The sequence below is a fragment of the Amycolatopsis sp. NPDC049159 genome (genome assembly GCF_040648295.1).
In the GTDB taxonomy this organism is placed as follows: Bacteria; Actinomycetota; Actinomycetes; order Mycobacteriales; family Pseudonocardiaceae; genus Amycolatopsis; species Amycolatopsis pretoriensis_A.
Map to the genome: position 1 here is coordinate 109,820 of NZ_JBEZDL010000002.1, position 15,067 is coordinate 124,886.

The following is a 15,067-nucleotide window of genomic DNA, read 5'->3' on the forward strand; positions in this document are numbered from 1 at the left end:
GCCGACCGATGATGCAACCAGAGGACGCCAGGTCGGGTAGCGAGAATCTCATAGCGGGCGACGTGTCCGGTACAGTTTTCCAGGCGCAGCAAGTCTCGGGCGATGTCTATCTCGGTGAGCGTAACAATACGAAGTCGCGTTATCTGGAAACCGTTCGCGAGATCGCTCCACGTGTCTTGGCAGGACGAGACAGCGAACTGGCGGAACTGGTTCGCTTCTGTGAGGCTCCGGACTCGTCGACGCAGTATGTCTGGTGGCGAGCTGAAGCCTGGACAGGCAAGACGGCGCTCGTCTCGTGGTTCGTGCTGAATCCTCCGGAGAACGTTAGGCTTGTGTCGTTCTTCATCACGGCGCGGTTCGCCGGGTACGACACGCGAGCGGATTTCCTGACCGTCGTTCTCCCACAGCTGTCGGAAATGCTGGGTATCGAAGTTCCCGATGGGGATGGCCCTTCGAACTTCCGTGGCTTGCTTGCCGAAGCTGCGGAACTTTGCGTGAGCCGGGGCGAACGTCTTGCGCTTGTCGTCGACGGACTGGACGAAGACCGAGCTGCGGGCGAAGCCGGTGGAGCGAAGAGCATCGCGGCGCTCTTGCCTCGTAGTCCCGCGCGCGGCTTGCGGATCATTGTCACCGGCCGTCCCAATCCCGCACTGCCTGAGGTGCTTGCCGCTGATCATCCGTTGCGCGATCCCGAGGTCGTCCGCGAACTGGTTCCTTCAGCCGCCGCTTCCGCAGCCCGGGAGACAATGGAAAGCGACCTGGATCGTCTACTCGGTGTAGAGGTTGCGGAAGCTCGAGCGGTGCTGGGATTCCTCGTTTCTGCGCGTGGTGGCCTCAGTAAACAGGATCTCGTCGAACTCGTCGGTCTGGCGCAAGAGAGACAGGTTCGGATGACGCTCAACAGTGTCGAAGGGCGGGTATTCAGTCGGCGCCCCGCCAGATGGAATCCGGTCGAATCTCCCGAAGTCTACCTGTTGAGCCATGAAAATTTGCAGACAGCGGCGGCCGACCGGCTGGGTACGGCGGAGATGCGGGGGTATGCCGAGAGAATCATTGAATGGGCCGAAGGATATCGGGCTCGTGGTTGGCCGGTCTCGACTCCACAGTTCCTTCTTCACAGCTATCCGAGGATCCTGCAGGAGAACGGCCGCCTTAGTTTGATGGTCGAGTGTGTGACGGACTTGGCAAGGCAGAACAGGCTTCAGCGAGTCACCGAAGGTGAGGCGGCGGCGCAGGCAGAAGTTGCGGCGGCACATGCGTTGGCCACCGCGTCTGCTGATCCCGACATCGTCGATGTGCTCACCCTGACGATGCACCGGACTGCGCTCAGGGAGCGCAACGCTCGGACGCCAGATCGGCTTCCCGCCTTATGGGCTCGTCTGGGCGAGATCGGTCACGGAGAAGCGCTGGCGCATTCTTTCTCCGTGCCGCATCGGCGGGTCGAAGCCGTTGCCGAACTCGTCGACGTACTGGTCGAGGCTGGCCATGCCGGTCGCGCCGAACGGTTGGTCGAGGAGACGGCCGACGAGGCGAAATATCCGGGACCGTGGTCGCGTCTTGCACGCGCGATTGCGGCGAAGGGTGATACCGCCAAGGCGATTTCGATCCTTGAACGCATCGTTGACCTGGATTGGCGCCGTAGGACGCTCGTCATGATGGCTGCTGATCAACGACAAGTCGAAATTGAGCCTCTGCTGGTTGTGGCGAGCGAGATCAAGAACGTGGACTTGCAAGGGATAACCCTATCCGACCTCATGGGTCTGCAGCTGGAACGGGCGTTCGGGAAAGTCGTGAATATCCCGAAGGGGATCTCGCCGTTGGATCGAATCGATCCGATCGGCCGGCTCGTTCGCGGATTGGCTGCTACCGGTGATTTTGCGGCGGCACGCCAGGTTATCGAGTCGGAGAGTGGGGAGGGTCAGGTCGAAAGCCTGGGCCTCAGGCTGAGGTTTTACGCATCGCTGGAAGAGGATCCAGTCCAGACGCGAACCCAATTGGCCGACATGGAAGATGATTCTCTTCGCGATGAAGTCAGTTTAAGTCTCATTGATCTGGCGCTCGTCAAGGGGCTCGTCGAGTTCGCCGGTTCTCTGGTTCTGGACCTGTCCGTCATGTACCGGGCCATGGGCCTTTACGCGGTTCTCCGGGCGTACGGGTCGGCTGGGCTGTACGACGACGGGATGGCTCTCCTGGAAGAAGTACTGTCGAGTCTGAATAAGCGACCCGGTCTGTCGTCTCGGCCGGACGCTATGACTGCGCTCGCTGAGGGCCTTGTCCTTTCCGGTGACATCGAGCGGGCGCGAGTCCTGGCTGGCGAGGCGGAATTCCTGGCGCGTCAAGAAGGTGGGGCGTTAATTTATAGCCAGCCTTTCCGAAAGTTCGTTGATCTAGTCGTTTATGGCCGTGACGTGGCGGTTGCCGAACGGATGGCGCGCATTTGCCTGACTGTCGACGTTGCGCAGGACGATGTCGTGAAGCTTTCCCGGCTACTGGCCGAATCGGGGGATGTGAATCTGGCTGAAGAGCTTGCGTTTCGGCTGGTCGACCTGCCTGCCTCGGTCAAGGAGCTCGTGGTGCTGCTGCGTCGGCTGAGGCAGAGCGGTGAGAACGATTCGATCCTCCGGTTGGTTGCCAGAGTCGAGGACTGTCTGAAGAGTATAGGCTCCGGGCGAGTGCGGGGTGATCAGCATGTATGTTTCGTGGAATTCTTTTGTGTTGCAGGCTTTGTGGGGCGGGCGCTCGAAATTTCGCAATCCTTTGAATCATTGCATGATCGCAGAAGATCGTACCTGCTCATTGTCAAGGAACTGTGTGTGACCGGTGAAGTCGATGCGGCGGTTGAATGCGTCCGCGATCGCATTGCGGACGGCGATCGCACGCACGAGCTGTCGGTCGTCTTGGCGGAGGGGTTGGCGAAGGCCGGCTGCGAGGACGGTATGCAGATCCTTGCCGGACTCGGGCTGGCGGCGGGTTCGGCGGCAAAGGTCTTCATTGAGAGGCTTGCTGAACGCGACGGTCCTCGTGCGCTGGAGCTGGCGAAATCGGAACTGAAGTCGTTTGACCGGATCTCGGTCATGCTGTCTATCGCCGGTCGGCTCGCCGAGCCGCTGCGATCCGAAGTTTTGGTTGATCTCGCGTCGGGTGACGAGTGGTCGCAGGTGCTGTCGGTGCTGCCGTCTACGGATCACCCCGGTCTCGCCCGGATGGCCGACCAGTACATCCGATTACAGGAAGCGAGACTCGGGCTGCGATCACCCGACGACCGACCCGCCTGAAGCGTTACGCCGAACGGCGGCTGTGCTCTGCGTACACGGACAACTACTTTCGAGTAGCTGTGCCGCTTTTGCGGCAATTCACTTTCGCGGAAGGTGGGTGTCTTGAAGCGCACGACATTCCGGGCCGCGGTCCTCACCGCCGTCCTTTCGCTTACTTTCGGCCTCGTCAGCGCGCCCGCGCGAGCAGCGGCGAAACCCTTCTGGACGCCCGATGCCATGCGGGCGGCCGTTCCGATGGACAACCTCGTCAAGGTCCCCGCCTCCACGCCGAAAGACGTGGCCAAGGGGCAGAGCGCGATCATTCAGAGCATCCCCAACGGCGGAGGAGCCTGGACCGGCGGTGGCAAGGTCACCCAGACCGCCGGGCGGGTGTTCTTCCTCTTCAACGGGCAGAAAGCGTCCTGCTCCGGGGACGCCGTCACCAGCGCCAACGGCAGTGTCGTCGTCACCGCCGGGCACTGCGTCAAGTACCAGGGCACCTGGCACACCGAATGGGTCTTCGTGCCCGGGTACACCAACGGCAACGCGCCCTACGGCCAGTGGGCCGCGAAGACCACGCTCACCACGCCGCAGTGGGAAGCCGGTGAGGACATGAACTACGACGTCGGCATGGCCGTCGTCAACCCGCTCGACGGGCAGCGGCTCACCGATGTCGTCGGCGCGCAGGGCATCGCCTTCAACCAGCCGAAGAACCAGAGCATGTACACCTTCGGCTACCCGGCCGCCGCGCCGTACGACGGGACGAAGCTGATCTACTGCAGCGGGAGTACCTTCACCGACTTCCTGCTCACCAAGGACCACGGCATGAACTGCGACATGACCGGCGGCTCCAGCGGCGGGCCGTGGTTCCTTTCGTTCGACGAGAGCACCGGCACCGGCGTGCAGGCTTCGGTCAACAGCTTCGGCTACACCTTCCTGCCCGGCTACATGTTCGGGCCGTACTTCGGCACCGACGCGCAGAACCTGTACAACCGCGCGCAAGCCGCGTGACCGTCGTCAGCCCGGGGGTGGAGCCGCGGTTCCGGCCCCTGGGCTGACGTCCGCCGCGCATCGGCGGGCCAGGCTTGCGGGCATGCGGAAAATCCTGCTGTCGCTCGCCTTCCTGCCCGTTCTCGCCGCTCCGCCGGCCGAAGCCGCCCCGAGTCCGAAGTGGACGGTTCCCTGCCCGGACTACGGCCTGAGCCCGTCTCCGACCGTGGGGCTCGAATGCGCGACCTTGCGCGTCCCGCTCGACTACGCGCACCCGGAGCGCACCATCGAGCTGACCCTCTCGCGCCGCGCCGGTGTCCCGGGCAAGAGGCGCGGGGTGCTGCTGATGAACCCCGGCGGGCCCGGCAGTCCCGGGCTCGCCATGCCCGCCCAGCTGGCGCAGCGGATGGGCGGGTCCGGCCTGCCCGGCGCCTACGACGTCATCGGTTTCGACCCCGGGGCACCGGCTACAGCACGCCGGTCACCTGCGATCTGACGCCGGAGCAGCGCGGCGCGGTGCTCGGGCCCTACGCCGAAGGACCCCGGGACGTCGCCGCCACCGCCGCGAAAGCGCGGGCCGTCGCGCGGCAATGCGCGACCGCGTCCACAAAGGACCTGCTGCCGCACATGACGACCGCGAACACCGCGCGCGACCTCGACCGGATCCGCGAGGCGCTCGGGGAGGAGAAGATCTCCTACTACGGCGTCTCGTACGGCAGCTACCTCGGCGCCGCCTACGCCTCGATGTTCCCCGGGCGCGGGGACCGGATCGTGCTGGACAGCGTGCTCGGGCCGGGCGGCCTGGACTACCGCGCCCAGCTGCGGTTCGCGGAAGGGTTCGACGACCGCTTCCCGGACTTCGCGGCGTGGGCCGCGCGGCGCGACGACGTCTACCACCTGGGCCGGACCGAGGCGGCGGTGACGGCGAAGTTCTTCGCACTCGCCGCCGCTCGTGGACCGGGGTTCCGGGCCGGCACGTGGAACGCGCTCTACGACGACGCGCTGTTCCCCGTCCTCGCCGCGGACTGGGCGGGCACCGCGCGGGCCGCGGGCGGGTCCCTCGACGGGGACAACCACGCCGCCCTCCAGCTGCAGGTGCTGTGCAACGACTCCGACTGGCCCGGGCGGATCGGCACCTACCAGCTCGTGGTCGAGCGCGAACGGCGCCGCCACCCGATGTTCGGCCCGGCCGCGGCGAACGTGAACCCGTGCGCGTTCTGGCCCGCCGGACGCGCGGAACCGGCGGTGCGCGTGGGCGGCCCCGGCCCGGCGAACGTCCTGCTGGTGCAGAACCTGCGCGACCCGGCGACCCCGCTGTCCGGCGCGCGCGAAACGCGAGCGGCTTTCGGGTCCCGGGCGCGGCTGGTGACCGTCGACGCCGGCGGGCACGGCGTCTTCACGCGGGAGAACGCGTGCGGCAACCGACTGGTGCTGGGCTACCTGCGCGACGGGGTCTTCCCGGCGGCGGACGGGCCGTGCCGATGACGTCCGCAGCTCAGGGGGCCTGGGCTGACCGGGCGGAACGCCGTGAGGCGCGAACCTTATCCTGGTCTGCGTGAACTGGACTGTGGACGTCCCCGTCGACACACTGCCCGAACTGCCGCCGCTGCCGCCCGGTCTGCGGGAGCGGCTGGACGACGCGCTGGCCCGGCCGGCCGCGCAGCAGCCGGAGTGGCCCGACCCGGACGCGACCCGCCGGGTCCGCGGCGTGCTCGAGAGCGTGCCGCCGATCACGGTCCCGGCCGAGATCGACCGGCTCAAGGACCGGCTGGCCATGGTCGCCCGCGGCGAGGCGTTCCTCCTGCAGGGTGGCGACTGCGCCGAGACGTTCGAGTCCAACACCGAGCCGCACATCCGGGCCAACCTGCGCACGCTGCTGCAGATGGCCGTCGTGCTGACCTACGGCGCGAGCCTGCCGGTGGTCAAGGTCGGGCGCATCGCCGGCCAGTACGCGAAGCCGCGGTCGGCCGCGACGGACGCGCTGGGCCTGCCGGTCTACCGCGGCGACATCATCAACTCGCTGGTCGCCAAGCCCGAGCTGCGCGTGCCGGACCCCGGCCGGATGATCCGCGCCTACGCGAACGCGGGCGCCGCGATGAACCTGGTCCGCGCCCTCACCGGCGCCGGCATGGCCGACCTGCACCAGGTGCACGACTGGAACAAGGACTTCGTGTCGGCCTCGCCGGCGGCCCAGCGCTTCGAGGCGCTGGCCAACGAAATCGACCGCGGCCTGCGGTTCATGTCGGCGTGCGGGGTCACCGACACGTCGCTGCAGTCGACGGAGATCTTCGCCAGCCACGAGGCGCTGCTGCTCGACTACGAGCGCTCGATGCTGCGCCTGGACAACGCCGACGCGGCCGACCCGAAGCTGTACAACCTCTCCTCGCACTTCCTCTGGGTCGGCGAGCGGACCCGCCAGCTGGACGGCGCGCACATCGCGTTCGCCGAGCTGCTGGCCAACCCGATCGGGTTGAAGATCGGCCCGACGACCACGCCCGACCAGGCCGTGGAGTACGTCGAGCGGCTCGACCCGCGCAACGAGCCCGGCCGGCTGACGCTCATCGCGCGGATGGGCAACGGCAAGGTCCGCGAGGTGCTGCCGGCGATCGTCGAGAAGGTCGAGGCGTCCGGGCACAAGGTCATCTGGCAGTGCGACCCGATGCACGGCAACACGCACGAGTCGTCCACCGGCTACAAGACCCGGCACTTCGACCGGATCGTCGACGAGGTCCAGGGCTTCTTCGAGGTGCACAACAAGCTGGGCACCTACCCGGGCGGCATCCACGTCGAGCTGACCGGCGAGGACGTCACCGAGTGCCTCGGCGGCGCCCAGGAGATCTCGGACGTCGACCTGTCGGGCCGCTACGAGACGGCCTGCGACCCGCGGCTGAACACGCAGCAGTCGCTGGAGCTGGCCTTCCTGGTCGCGGAGATGCTCCGCGGCTGACGGCTCAGGCGCCCGCGCCGCCGTCGACCGGCACGATCGCGCCGGTCACCATCGACGCGCGGTCGCTGAGCAGCCAGGCGGCCGCCTCGGCGACCTCGCGGGGTTCGGCCATCCGCCCCAGCGGGATCGAGGCGGTGATCCGCTCGACGATCCCGGGGGTCGCGGCTTCCCACTCGTCGATCATGTCCGTGGCGGTGCCGCCGGGGGTGAGGCCGTTGACGCGGATGCCGTGCGGGCCCCACGTCACGGCCGCGGTCTCGGTGATGCTGTTCAGCGCCCGCTTCATGGCGCCGTAGGCGGGCAGGGCGGGGTTGGCGCGGCGGCTGCCGATGCTCGACGTGTTGACGATCGCCCCGCCGCCCGTGCGGCGCATGAGCGCGGCCTCCGCGGTCATGGCCGTCCAGTGCCCGCGGAAGTTCACCGCGAACTGCCGGTCGATGTCGTCCTCGCCGGTGGTGTCGAGCGGACCGGGGGACTGGCCGGCCGCGCCGTTGTTGAACGCGCCGTCCAGCCGGCCGTGCCGCCGCTCGACCTGGTCGACGGCGGCCCGGATGCTCCCGGGATCGGCCAGGTCCAGCGCGACGCCGTCGGCGGTGCCGCCCTCGGCCCGGATCTCGGCGGCGAGGGCGTCGAGGGACGCGGTGGTGCGCGCGGCCAGCACGACGGAGGCGCCTTCGCGGGCGAAGAGGCGGGCCGCGGCCGCGCCGATGCCGCGGCTGGCGCCGGTGATGAGCACGACCTTGCCGGCGAGCAGGCCGGGGGAGGGGAAGTCACGGGAGTTCGTCATGCCTTCGACGCTGCCCCGGCCCGGAGCCGCGAGACAGGCACGGGTCGTACCAGGATCCGGCGCCGCGCCCTTCGCATACTGGAGGGGTGGACAAGCAAGAGCTCGGGGCCTTCCTCCGCAGCCGCCGTGAGCGGCTGCGGCCGTCGGACGCCGGCCTGCCCTCGGGGCCGCGCCGGAGAACGCCGGGACTGCGCCGCGAGGAGGTCGCGGTGCTCGCGCACATCTCCACCGAGTACTACGTCCGCCTCGAGCAGGGCCGGGCGCCGCGCCCGTCGGGCGAGGTGCTGGCCGGTATCGCCGAGGCGCTGCGGCTGACCGGTGCCGAGGCCGAGCACCTGCACGTCCTGGCGGGGACCGCGCCGATCCGGAGCGGGCACCACCGCCGTGCCGTGCGCCCCAGCATCCTGGCGCTGCTGCAGCGGCTGCCGCAGACGGCCGCCTTCGTCGTCTCCGCCACGTTCGAGGTGCTGGCGTGGAACGACCTCGCGGTGGCCCTGATGGCGGACTTCGCCGCGGTCCCGCCCGAGGAGCGCAACCTCGCCCGCAAGGCGTTCCTCGCGCCGGCCGGGTCCCTGTACCGGGTCTCCGACACCGCCGAGTTCCGGCTCAACGTCGTCATGGAACTGCGCGCGACCCTGGCCCGCTACCCGGCCGACCCGGCGGTGCGCGGGCTGGTCGACGAGCTGCGCGCGGGCAGCGCCGACTTCGCCCGGCTGTGGGAGCGCCACGACGTGCACGCGGCGCCGGTGCTCACCAAGACCTTCCGGCACCCGGCCGTGGGCGAGGTGACCGTCGACTGCGACTCCCTCACCCTGCCGGGCGACGACCAGCACCTCGTGCTCTACACCGCACCGCCCGGCTCCCGGAGCGCCGAGGCGCTGGCGTTCCTGGAAGTGGTCGGCGCGGCGGGCGTGACACCTTAGGACGCGTCCACGAGCCGGTCCGCGGACTTCAGCACCGCGTCGCGCAGCGAGCCGACGTCCGGCACCGCCGCGCCGTTGACCTGCAACCCGACGTGGACCGAGTCGCGGTAGGTGGCCACCGCGATGCCGACCGCGTGCCGCGGGGCCAGCGGCACGAACGGGTAGATCTCCGCCAGCCGGGCGCCGTCGATCGACAGGCGGGCCGGTGGCACCGGGACCGTGGTGACGACCAGGTCGAACAGCATCGGCGCGGCCAAGCCCGCGGTGCGCGTGCCCAGGCGGTGCAGCAGCGGCGGGACGCGGTCGGCCAGCAGCGGCAGCGCGCCGGCACCCCGGCTGGGGCCCGCCGCCTTGTTGCGGGTCATCGCGCGGCGGACCGCGCGCAGCCGCTCGACCGGGTCGTCTTCGCCGACCGGCAGGTCGCACAGGTAGCCGGACAGCTTGTTGCCGCCGAGCCCACCGCCCGCCCGGCCGCGCACGCTCACCGGGATCAGCGCGCGCAGCGTGCGGCCGTCGGCGCGCCGGCCGCGGTTGACCAGCCATTCGCGCAGCGCGCCGGAGAGCACCGCCAGCACGACGTCGTTCGTGGTGCCGCCGTGGGCCTGGCGCACCCGGCGCAGCTCCGCCAGCGGCAGCCGCACGAACCCGAGGCGTCGTTCGGCCGACGTCGGCGCCGACACCGGCGAGAGCGGCGGCCGCGCGGCCCGCACGAGGGACGAGGCGATCCCGGCGGTCTCGTTCGCCTGCCCCCACGCCGTGCCCAGCGCGTCCTTCACCGTGTCCAAAGTGGAGCGCGGCGCCGGGATCGCCCGGGACGGCGCGGTGCTCCGCTCCGGCAGCTTGACGCCGTCGAGCAGGCCGGCCGCGACCGCGTACGCCCCGGCGCCGTCGGTGAGCGCGTGGTGCAGCTTGAGCAGCAGCGCGAACTTCCCGTCCGGCAGGCCGGTCACCACGGTGAGGTCCCACAGCGGGCGGGTGGTGTCGAGCGGCTCGGCGATCCACCGCGACGCGAACGCCGCCAAGGGGTCCGGATCGTAGAGCGAGCTGAGCACGACGTGGTGGATGTGGTCGGTGGCAAGGAATCCCGCGTCCTCGGTCCAGCTGGCGGCGCCGGGCGGGAACAGCTCCGCGCGCGCCCGCTGGCGCAGCTTCGGCAGCCGCGCGGCCCGGTCGGCGAGGATCGCCGTCAGAGCCCCGGCGTCCACCGGGCGGCGGGGGGTGAACGTGAGCACCGCGCCCATGTGCATCGGGGAGGTTTCGCTTTCCAGGCAAAGGAAAGCGACGTCGAGAGCGCTGAGCGGCGAGCCTGCCATGGGCGACCTTTCCTGGTTCGCGGGTGCACGGCCACGTGCGTCAGGAGGAGGGGATCCACTGCACCAGCCCGACATGACGGCGGGGTGGTCGAAGTGTTTCCACGACGCTAACTACTCACCCCGTTCATCCATTCGAGATACCCCGGGTCGCGGTGCGCGGGGTCACAGATCAGCTGGTGGTCACTCGCCCGGGGTGGATCCAGGCTGCTCCGCCCGCACCACCGGGGTCCCCCAATCGGGGGTCAGTGCCACTTGCTTGCCGACCCGGCGGACAGGCAAGCCGTTCGCCTGCCGCTTGCCGAGCCCCGGCCAGATCTCCGCGGCGTCCTTCGCCGCGGCCCGGATCGCGCCGCCGTCGAGGGTCGTCCGGGTCTCCGGGATTTCCCGGTCGGTCCACTGCACGACGAGCTTGAGCGGACCGGCCGGGGGCAGCGGCCACAGGAACACCTCGTGCTCGACGGCGAAGCGCGTACCGCCCGCCGCCTGCGCCCGCAGCACCGGGCCGTCGGGCTCGGCGGCCGAGGGCACCGAAACCGTTTCCGAGCTGGCCCGGCTGCCGTCGGCGTAGAGCACGCCGATCAGCAGCCCGTTGTAGTCCGGCTTCCGCCGGTGGTCGATCAGCCCCTCGGCGGGGTCGTCGAGCAGGCTGTCCCGCGAGTACACCGTGATGCGCAGCGTCAGCGCCTCCGGCCACACCTCGATGGCCCGCAGCGCGACCACCGTGCGCTCGGCGCGGCCCAGCGGCTGAGCCCAGCTCAGCACGGCCGGGACGATGTGCTCGCGCGGGGCGTCGGTCCAGTGCCGGCCGTTGAACGCGTACAGCTCCTGCTCCGGGACGGGGAACAGGGGACGTTCACGGGGACCGCCGGTGAAGAAGCTCATCGGGCGGCCCGCGACACGCAGTCCGGCACCATGCGCCCACGGTAGGACAACGGCCGGGGAATTGCCGCCCCCGATCGGGCGTACGGCCCCGGCTTCCCGTGATCCGGGACACCGGGGCCGTACGCTCCGTGGCCGGTCAGTCGCTCAGCTTGAGCTCGCCGTTCTTGCGCGCGCCTTCGTCGAGCTCGTTCTCGGCCGGCTTGCCCATGGCGTCCATGAGCTGCCGGGCCAGGCCGAGACCGGTTCCGCCGAGCGAAAGCGCCTTGGCGAACATGTCGGACATGCCGTCGGCGCCGTTGAGCACGACCATGTGGTCGATGTTGCCGAACGCGCTCGCGCCCGCCTCGACGATCTCCGGCCAGCGCTCGGCCAGCTGCTGCGCGACGACGGCTTCCTGGTTCTCCGCCAGCGCCGCCGCGCGCGCCTTGATGGCGTCCGCCTCGGCGAGACCCTTCGCCCGGGCCGACTCCGCTTCGGCGAGACCCTTCGCCTTCGCGGCCTCCGCGTCGGCCAGCCCGCGGGCCTTGGCCGCGGCCGCCTCCGCTTCACCGGTCGCCCGGGTCGCCCCGGCCGCCGCCTCCGCCCGGGCCTTCGTGGCCTGCGCCTCGGCTTCGGCCGCCGTCTTCACGCGAGTCGCGTCCGCCGCGGCCCGCAGCTCGGTCTCCTTCGCCTCGGCCTGGGCCTTCGCGATCGAAGCGTCACGGGCGGCGTCGGCCGTCGTCCGCGTGTCGTACGCCTTCGCGTCGGCCGGCTTGCGGACCTGCGACTGCAGCCGCTGCTCGGCCAGCGCCGCTTCCAGCTCGGCCGCGCGGGTCTCCTGGACGACGACCTCCTGGCGCGCGGTCGCCTCGGCCAGCGGGCCCGACTGCGACGCCTTCGCCCGGGCCTGGTCCACCTCGGCCTGGTAACCGGCCTGCTGGATCTGGCTTTCGCGGACCGCGGCCGCCTTCTTCGCCGCGGAGACCTGCTCGACCTCGGCGGCCTCCTGGTCGCTGCGCGCCTCGGCGATGCGGGCCGAAGCGGCGATCGCGGCGGCGTGCGGCTTGCCGAGGTTGGTGATGTAGCCCGATTCGTCGTCGATCTCCTGGATCTGCAGCGAATCCACGATCAGCCCGAGCTTGATCATCTCCGTGGCCGAGGACTGGCGCACCTCGCCGGTGAGCGCGTCGCGGTTGTGGATCATTTCCTCGATGGTCAGCCCGCCCACGATCGAGCGCAGGTGCCCGGAGAACAGCTCGTGGATCGTGTCGTTCATGCCCTTCTGCTGGTCCAGGAACCGGCGGGCGGCGTTGGCGATGGAGGCGAAGTCGTCCCCGACCTTGTAGATGACGACGGCCCGCACGGTCACCGGCAGGCCCTGCTTGGTCACGCAGGAGACCTGCAGGTTGACGCCCCGGGTGTCCAGCGACAGCCGCCGCGCGGTCTGGAAGCCGGGCAGGACGTTCACCCCGCGCCCGGTGATGATCTTGAAGCCCAGGCTGTCCGCGGTGTCCGCGCGGTCGACGCGGACGCCGAGCCCGGAGATGATCAGGGCTTCGTTCGGCTCGGCGACCTTGTAGAGCAGCCGCAGGATGCCGAAGATCACCACCAGCGCGACGATGAGACCACCGATGGAAAGCAGCACGATTTCCACGAGACTCATGGCACCGACCCCCTCGCTCTTCTGTTGTGGGTGTGTTGGTGCCTCTTCGACGCCGTCAGCGGCTCAGCGGTTGCCACCGTTCGACATAAACCGTTCGCGGGGGTTCGAAGTCGACCACGAGCACCTGCGTGCCGGAGCGGTAGGTCTCGTCCGGGTCGGCCGGGTAGGCGTAGAACGCCTCCGTGCCGCCCCGGACGTTCAGCAGCACCTCGCCGATGAGACCGGGGCCGATCGTGCCGGTGACGCGGCCGCGGCTGCCGATCACTGGCCGAAGCCCTTGAGCTTGACCTTGGAGCCCTTCTGCACGAACGACCCCGGCTGCGGGTCCTGGTTGAAGACGAAGTCGAACCCGCCGCCGCCCGGGCCGCGGCCGCGGCCGCCGTCGCGGTCGGCCTTCAGCCCGGCCTGCTCGAGGATCTTCTGCGCGTCGTCGAACGAGCGGAACCGGACGTCCGGCACCTGGACGGCGTTGTTCACGAAGACGCCGATCCGTTTTTCCTTCGCCTGCGCGCCGCCCGGCGGGTCGGTCCGGGTGACGGCGCCGCCCGGGACGTCCTGCTTGAACTCCTCGCCCGCCTGGAACGGCTCGAAGCCGGCCTGCTGCAGCAGCTGGAAGGCCTCGTCCTTGCTCCGGCCGGCGACGTCCGGGACCGGCGGCAGCGGGATCGGGCCCTTCGACACGATGATCGTGACCTGGCCGCCGATGTTCAGCTGGCTGCCGGCGGAGGGCTCCGTGCGGATGACCGCGCCCTGCGGGACCTCGGCGTCGTAGTCGTCGGTGCCGCGGACCGGGGTCAGCTGCGCGGTCTTGATCGCGTTCTCGGCATCGGGCAGCGCGGTGCCGGGCCGGACGTCCGGGACCGCCGGGCGGCCCTTGGACAGCACGACCGACACCGTCGAGTTCGGTGCCAGCGGCGTGCCTTCGCCGGGCTCGGCGCGCAGCACGGTGTTCGACGGGACGCTGTTGTCGTACTCCTGGCTGAACTGCGGGGTCAGCTTCACCGACCGCAGCGCGTCGCCGGCCGCGGCCTGGTTCAGCCCCACGAGCTTCGGCACGGTCGCGGTCTTGTCGCCGCCGGTGTCGGTGAGCATGAAGACGAACGCGGTGATCAGCCCGCCGAACAGCAGCGCCGCGCCGGCGACGATGGCGATGAGCTTGCGCTTGTCCTTCGGCTTCTCCGGTTCCGGCTCGCTCCGCCGCCGCGGCGGGTGGGAGCGGACGGGCGGGATCTGCTGGGTGATCCCCGGCGGCGGGGTGCCCGGGTGGCTCAGCGCCCGCGTCGCGTTCGGGCGGTGCACCGGCATCGTCCGCTGGCCGTCCGGCACCTGCGGGATGCGCGGCAGGGTGCGTTCGGTGTCGGCGTGGTCGCCCTGGCCGTGGGAGACCGGGATCGGCACGTTCACCGGCAGCAGCCCCAGCCGGGCGCGCACCGCGGTCAGCTCGGTGAGGAACTCGCCGGCGTCGGCCGGGCGCTGCTCGGGGTCGCGGCGCGTCGCGCGCGTGATCAGGTCGTCGAGCTCCGGCGGCAGGTCCGGGCGCAGCAGGCTCGGGCGCGGCACGTCGTCGTTCACGTGCCGGTAGGCCACCGAGATCGCCGTGTCGCCGGTGTAGGGCACCTGGCCGGTCAGCATTTCGTAGAGCAGGATCCCGGCCGAGTAGACGTCGCCGCGTGCCGACGCCGAGCCGGTTTCGACCTGCTCGGGGGAGAGGTAGGCGACGGTGCCGAGGATGACGCTCGAGCTCGTCGTGCCCGCGCTCGCCACCGCCCGCACCAGGCCGAAGTCCGCGACCTTCACCGCGCCGCCGGTGTGCGGGCCGGACCGGCCGATCAGCACGTTCTCCGGCTTGACGTCCCGGTGCACCAGCCCGGCCCGGTGCGCCGACGCCAGCGCCGAGAGCACCGGCTCGGCCACGCTCAGCGCCAGCGCGATGTCCAGGGGACCCCGCTCGTCGAGCAGGTCGCGCAGCGTCCCGCCGTCCACCAGCTCCATGACCAGGAACGCCAGCCCGGACTCGGCGCCCTGCGGCAGGTCGAAGCCCTGGTCGTGCACCGCCACGACGTGCGGGTGGTGCAGCTGCGCCGCGGACTGGGCCTCGCGCACGAAGCGGTCGACGAACGACCGGTCGTCCGCGAACCGCGGGTCCATGATCTTGATCGCGACCGGACGGTCCAGCCGGGTGTCGGTCCCCCGGTAGACGGAAGACATCCCGCCGTGGGCCAGCAGCCGGTCCACCCGGTAGCGCCGCTCGAGGAGCGTGCCGGCCAGGCTGGGGTGGGTGCGTGTCACGGGTATGGATCGTACGGAACCGCACACGCCTCGTGGAGGA

10 protein-coding genes and 1 pseudogene are annotated in these 15,067 nt (G+C 70.2%); 5 read left to right on the forward strand and 6 right to left on the reverse strand.

The window, feature by feature from the left end; translation table 11 throughout:
• Positions 1–8: 8 nt before the first annotated feature.
• The 4 genes and pseudogenes from AB0B33_RS03765 to AB0B33_RS03780 all read left to right on the forward strand — a co-directional run bounded on the left by AB0B33_RS03765 (position 9) and on the right by AB0B33_RS03780 (position 7,191).
• The gene (locus tag AB0B33_RS03765) at positions 9–3,275 is read left to right on the forward strand and encodes a hypothetical protein (RefSeq protein ID WP_360766460.1); all 3,267 of its coding nucleotides are present in this window, start codon (positions 9–11) and stop codon (positions 3,273–3,275) included.
• 102 nt (positions 3,276–3,377) lie between these two features.
• On the forward strand, positions 3,378–4,265 hold the full coding sequence (locus tag AB0B33_RS03770) for a peptidase (protein WP_360766463.1): 888 nt from the start codon (positions 3,378–3,380) through the stop codon (positions 4,263–4,265).
• Between the two features lie 82 nt (positions 4,266–4,347).
• Positions 4,348–5,729: pseudogene (locus AB0B33_RS03775) on the forward strand (alpha/beta hydrolase).
• 70 nt (positions 5,730–5,799) lie between these two features.
• Positions 5,800–7,191 (forward strand): class II 3-deoxy-7-phosphoheptulonate synthase, encoded by a 1,392-nt coding sequence (locus AB0B33_RS03780; RefSeq protein ID WP_247012357.1) that lies wholly within the window; start codon positions 5,800–5,802, stop codon positions 7,189–7,191.
• Positions 7,192–7,195: 4 nt separating this feature from the next.
• Here AB0B33_RS03780 and AB0B33_RS03785 read toward each other — a convergent pair whose 3' ends face one another.
• Positions 7,196–7,978 carry an SDR family oxidoreductase gene (locus AB0B33_RS03785; RefSeq protein WP_360766465.1) on the reverse strand — a complete coding sequence of 261 codons (783 nt, stop codon included), beginning with the start codon at positions 7,976–7,978 and terminating at the stop codon, positions 7,196–7,198.
• Positions 7,979–8,064: 86 nt separating this feature from the next.
• On the opposite strand from AB0B33_RS03785, the gene AB0B33_RS03790 reads away from it, so the two are divergent.
• Positions 8,065–8,901, forward strand: coding sequence for a helix-turn-helix transcriptional regulator (locus AB0B33_RS03790; protein WP_360766468.1), 837 nt, complete (start codon positions 8,065–8,067; stop codon positions 8,899–8,901).
• On the opposite strand, the gene AB0B33_RS03795 is transcribed toward AB0B33_RS03790, so the two are convergent.
• From AB0B33_RS03795 to pknB, 5 genes are all read right to left on the reverse strand, one after another.
• The gene (locus AB0B33_RS03795) at positions 8,898–10,214 is read right to left on the reverse strand and encodes a wax ester/triacylglycerol synthase family O-acyltransferase (protein WP_360766471.1); all 1,317 of its coding nucleotides are present in this window, start codon (positions 10,212–10,214) and stop codon (positions 8,898–8,900) included. The two genes, AB0B33_RS03790 and AB0B33_RS03795, sit on opposite strands and share 4 nt — an antisense overlap.
• Positions 10,215–10,394: 180 nt before the next feature.
• Complete coding sequence (locus tag AB0B33_RS03800) at positions 10,395–11,096, reverse strand: hypothetical protein (RefSeq protein WP_360766473.1); 702 nt, start codon at positions 11,094–11,096, stop codon at positions 10,395–10,397.
• Positions 11,097–11,232: 136 nt separating this feature from the next.
• Entirely contained in the window at positions 11,233–12,738 is a 1,506-nt protein-coding gene (locus AB0B33_RS03805; RefSeq protein WP_247012352.1) for a flotillin family protein, read from the reverse strand.
• 55 nt (positions 12,739–12,793) lie between these two features.
• A complete protein-coding gene (locus AB0B33_RS03810; protein WP_247012350.1) occupies positions 12,794–13,003 on the reverse strand; it encodes a hypothetical protein in 210 nt (69 codons plus the stop codon).
• Entirely contained in the window at positions 13,000–15,027 is a 2,028-nt protein-coding gene (pknB, locus tag AB0B33_RS03815; protein WP_360766476.1) for a Stk1 family PASTA domain-containing Ser/Thr kinase, read from the reverse strand. The genes AB0B33_RS03810 and pknB overlap by 4 nt, the downstream gene beginning before the upstream one ends.
• Positions 15,028–15,067 lie beyond the last annotated feature (40 nt).

Coding starts and splice junctions, on each gene's coding strand:
- AB0B33_RS03785 (WP_360766465.1), bottom strand. CDS start 7,978: ATGACGAACTCCCGTGACTTCCCCTCCCCCGGCCTGCTCGCCGGCAAG.
- AB0B33_RS03795 (WP_360766471.1), bottom strand. CDS start 10,214: ATGGCAGGCTCGCCGCTCAGCGCTCTCGACGTCGCTTTCCTTTGCCTG.
- AB0B33_RS03800 (WP_360766473.1), bottom strand. CDS start 11,096: ATGAGCTTCTTCACCGGCGGTCCCCGTGAACGTCCCCTGTTCCCCGTC.
- AB0B33_RS03765 (WP_360766460.1), top strand. CDS start 9: ATGATGCAACCAGAGGACGCCAGGTCGGGTAGCGAGAATCTCATAGCG.
- AB0B33_RS03805 (WP_247012352.1), bottom strand. CDS start 12,738: ATGAGTCTCGTGGAAATCGTGCTGCTTTCCATCGGTGGTCTCATCGTC.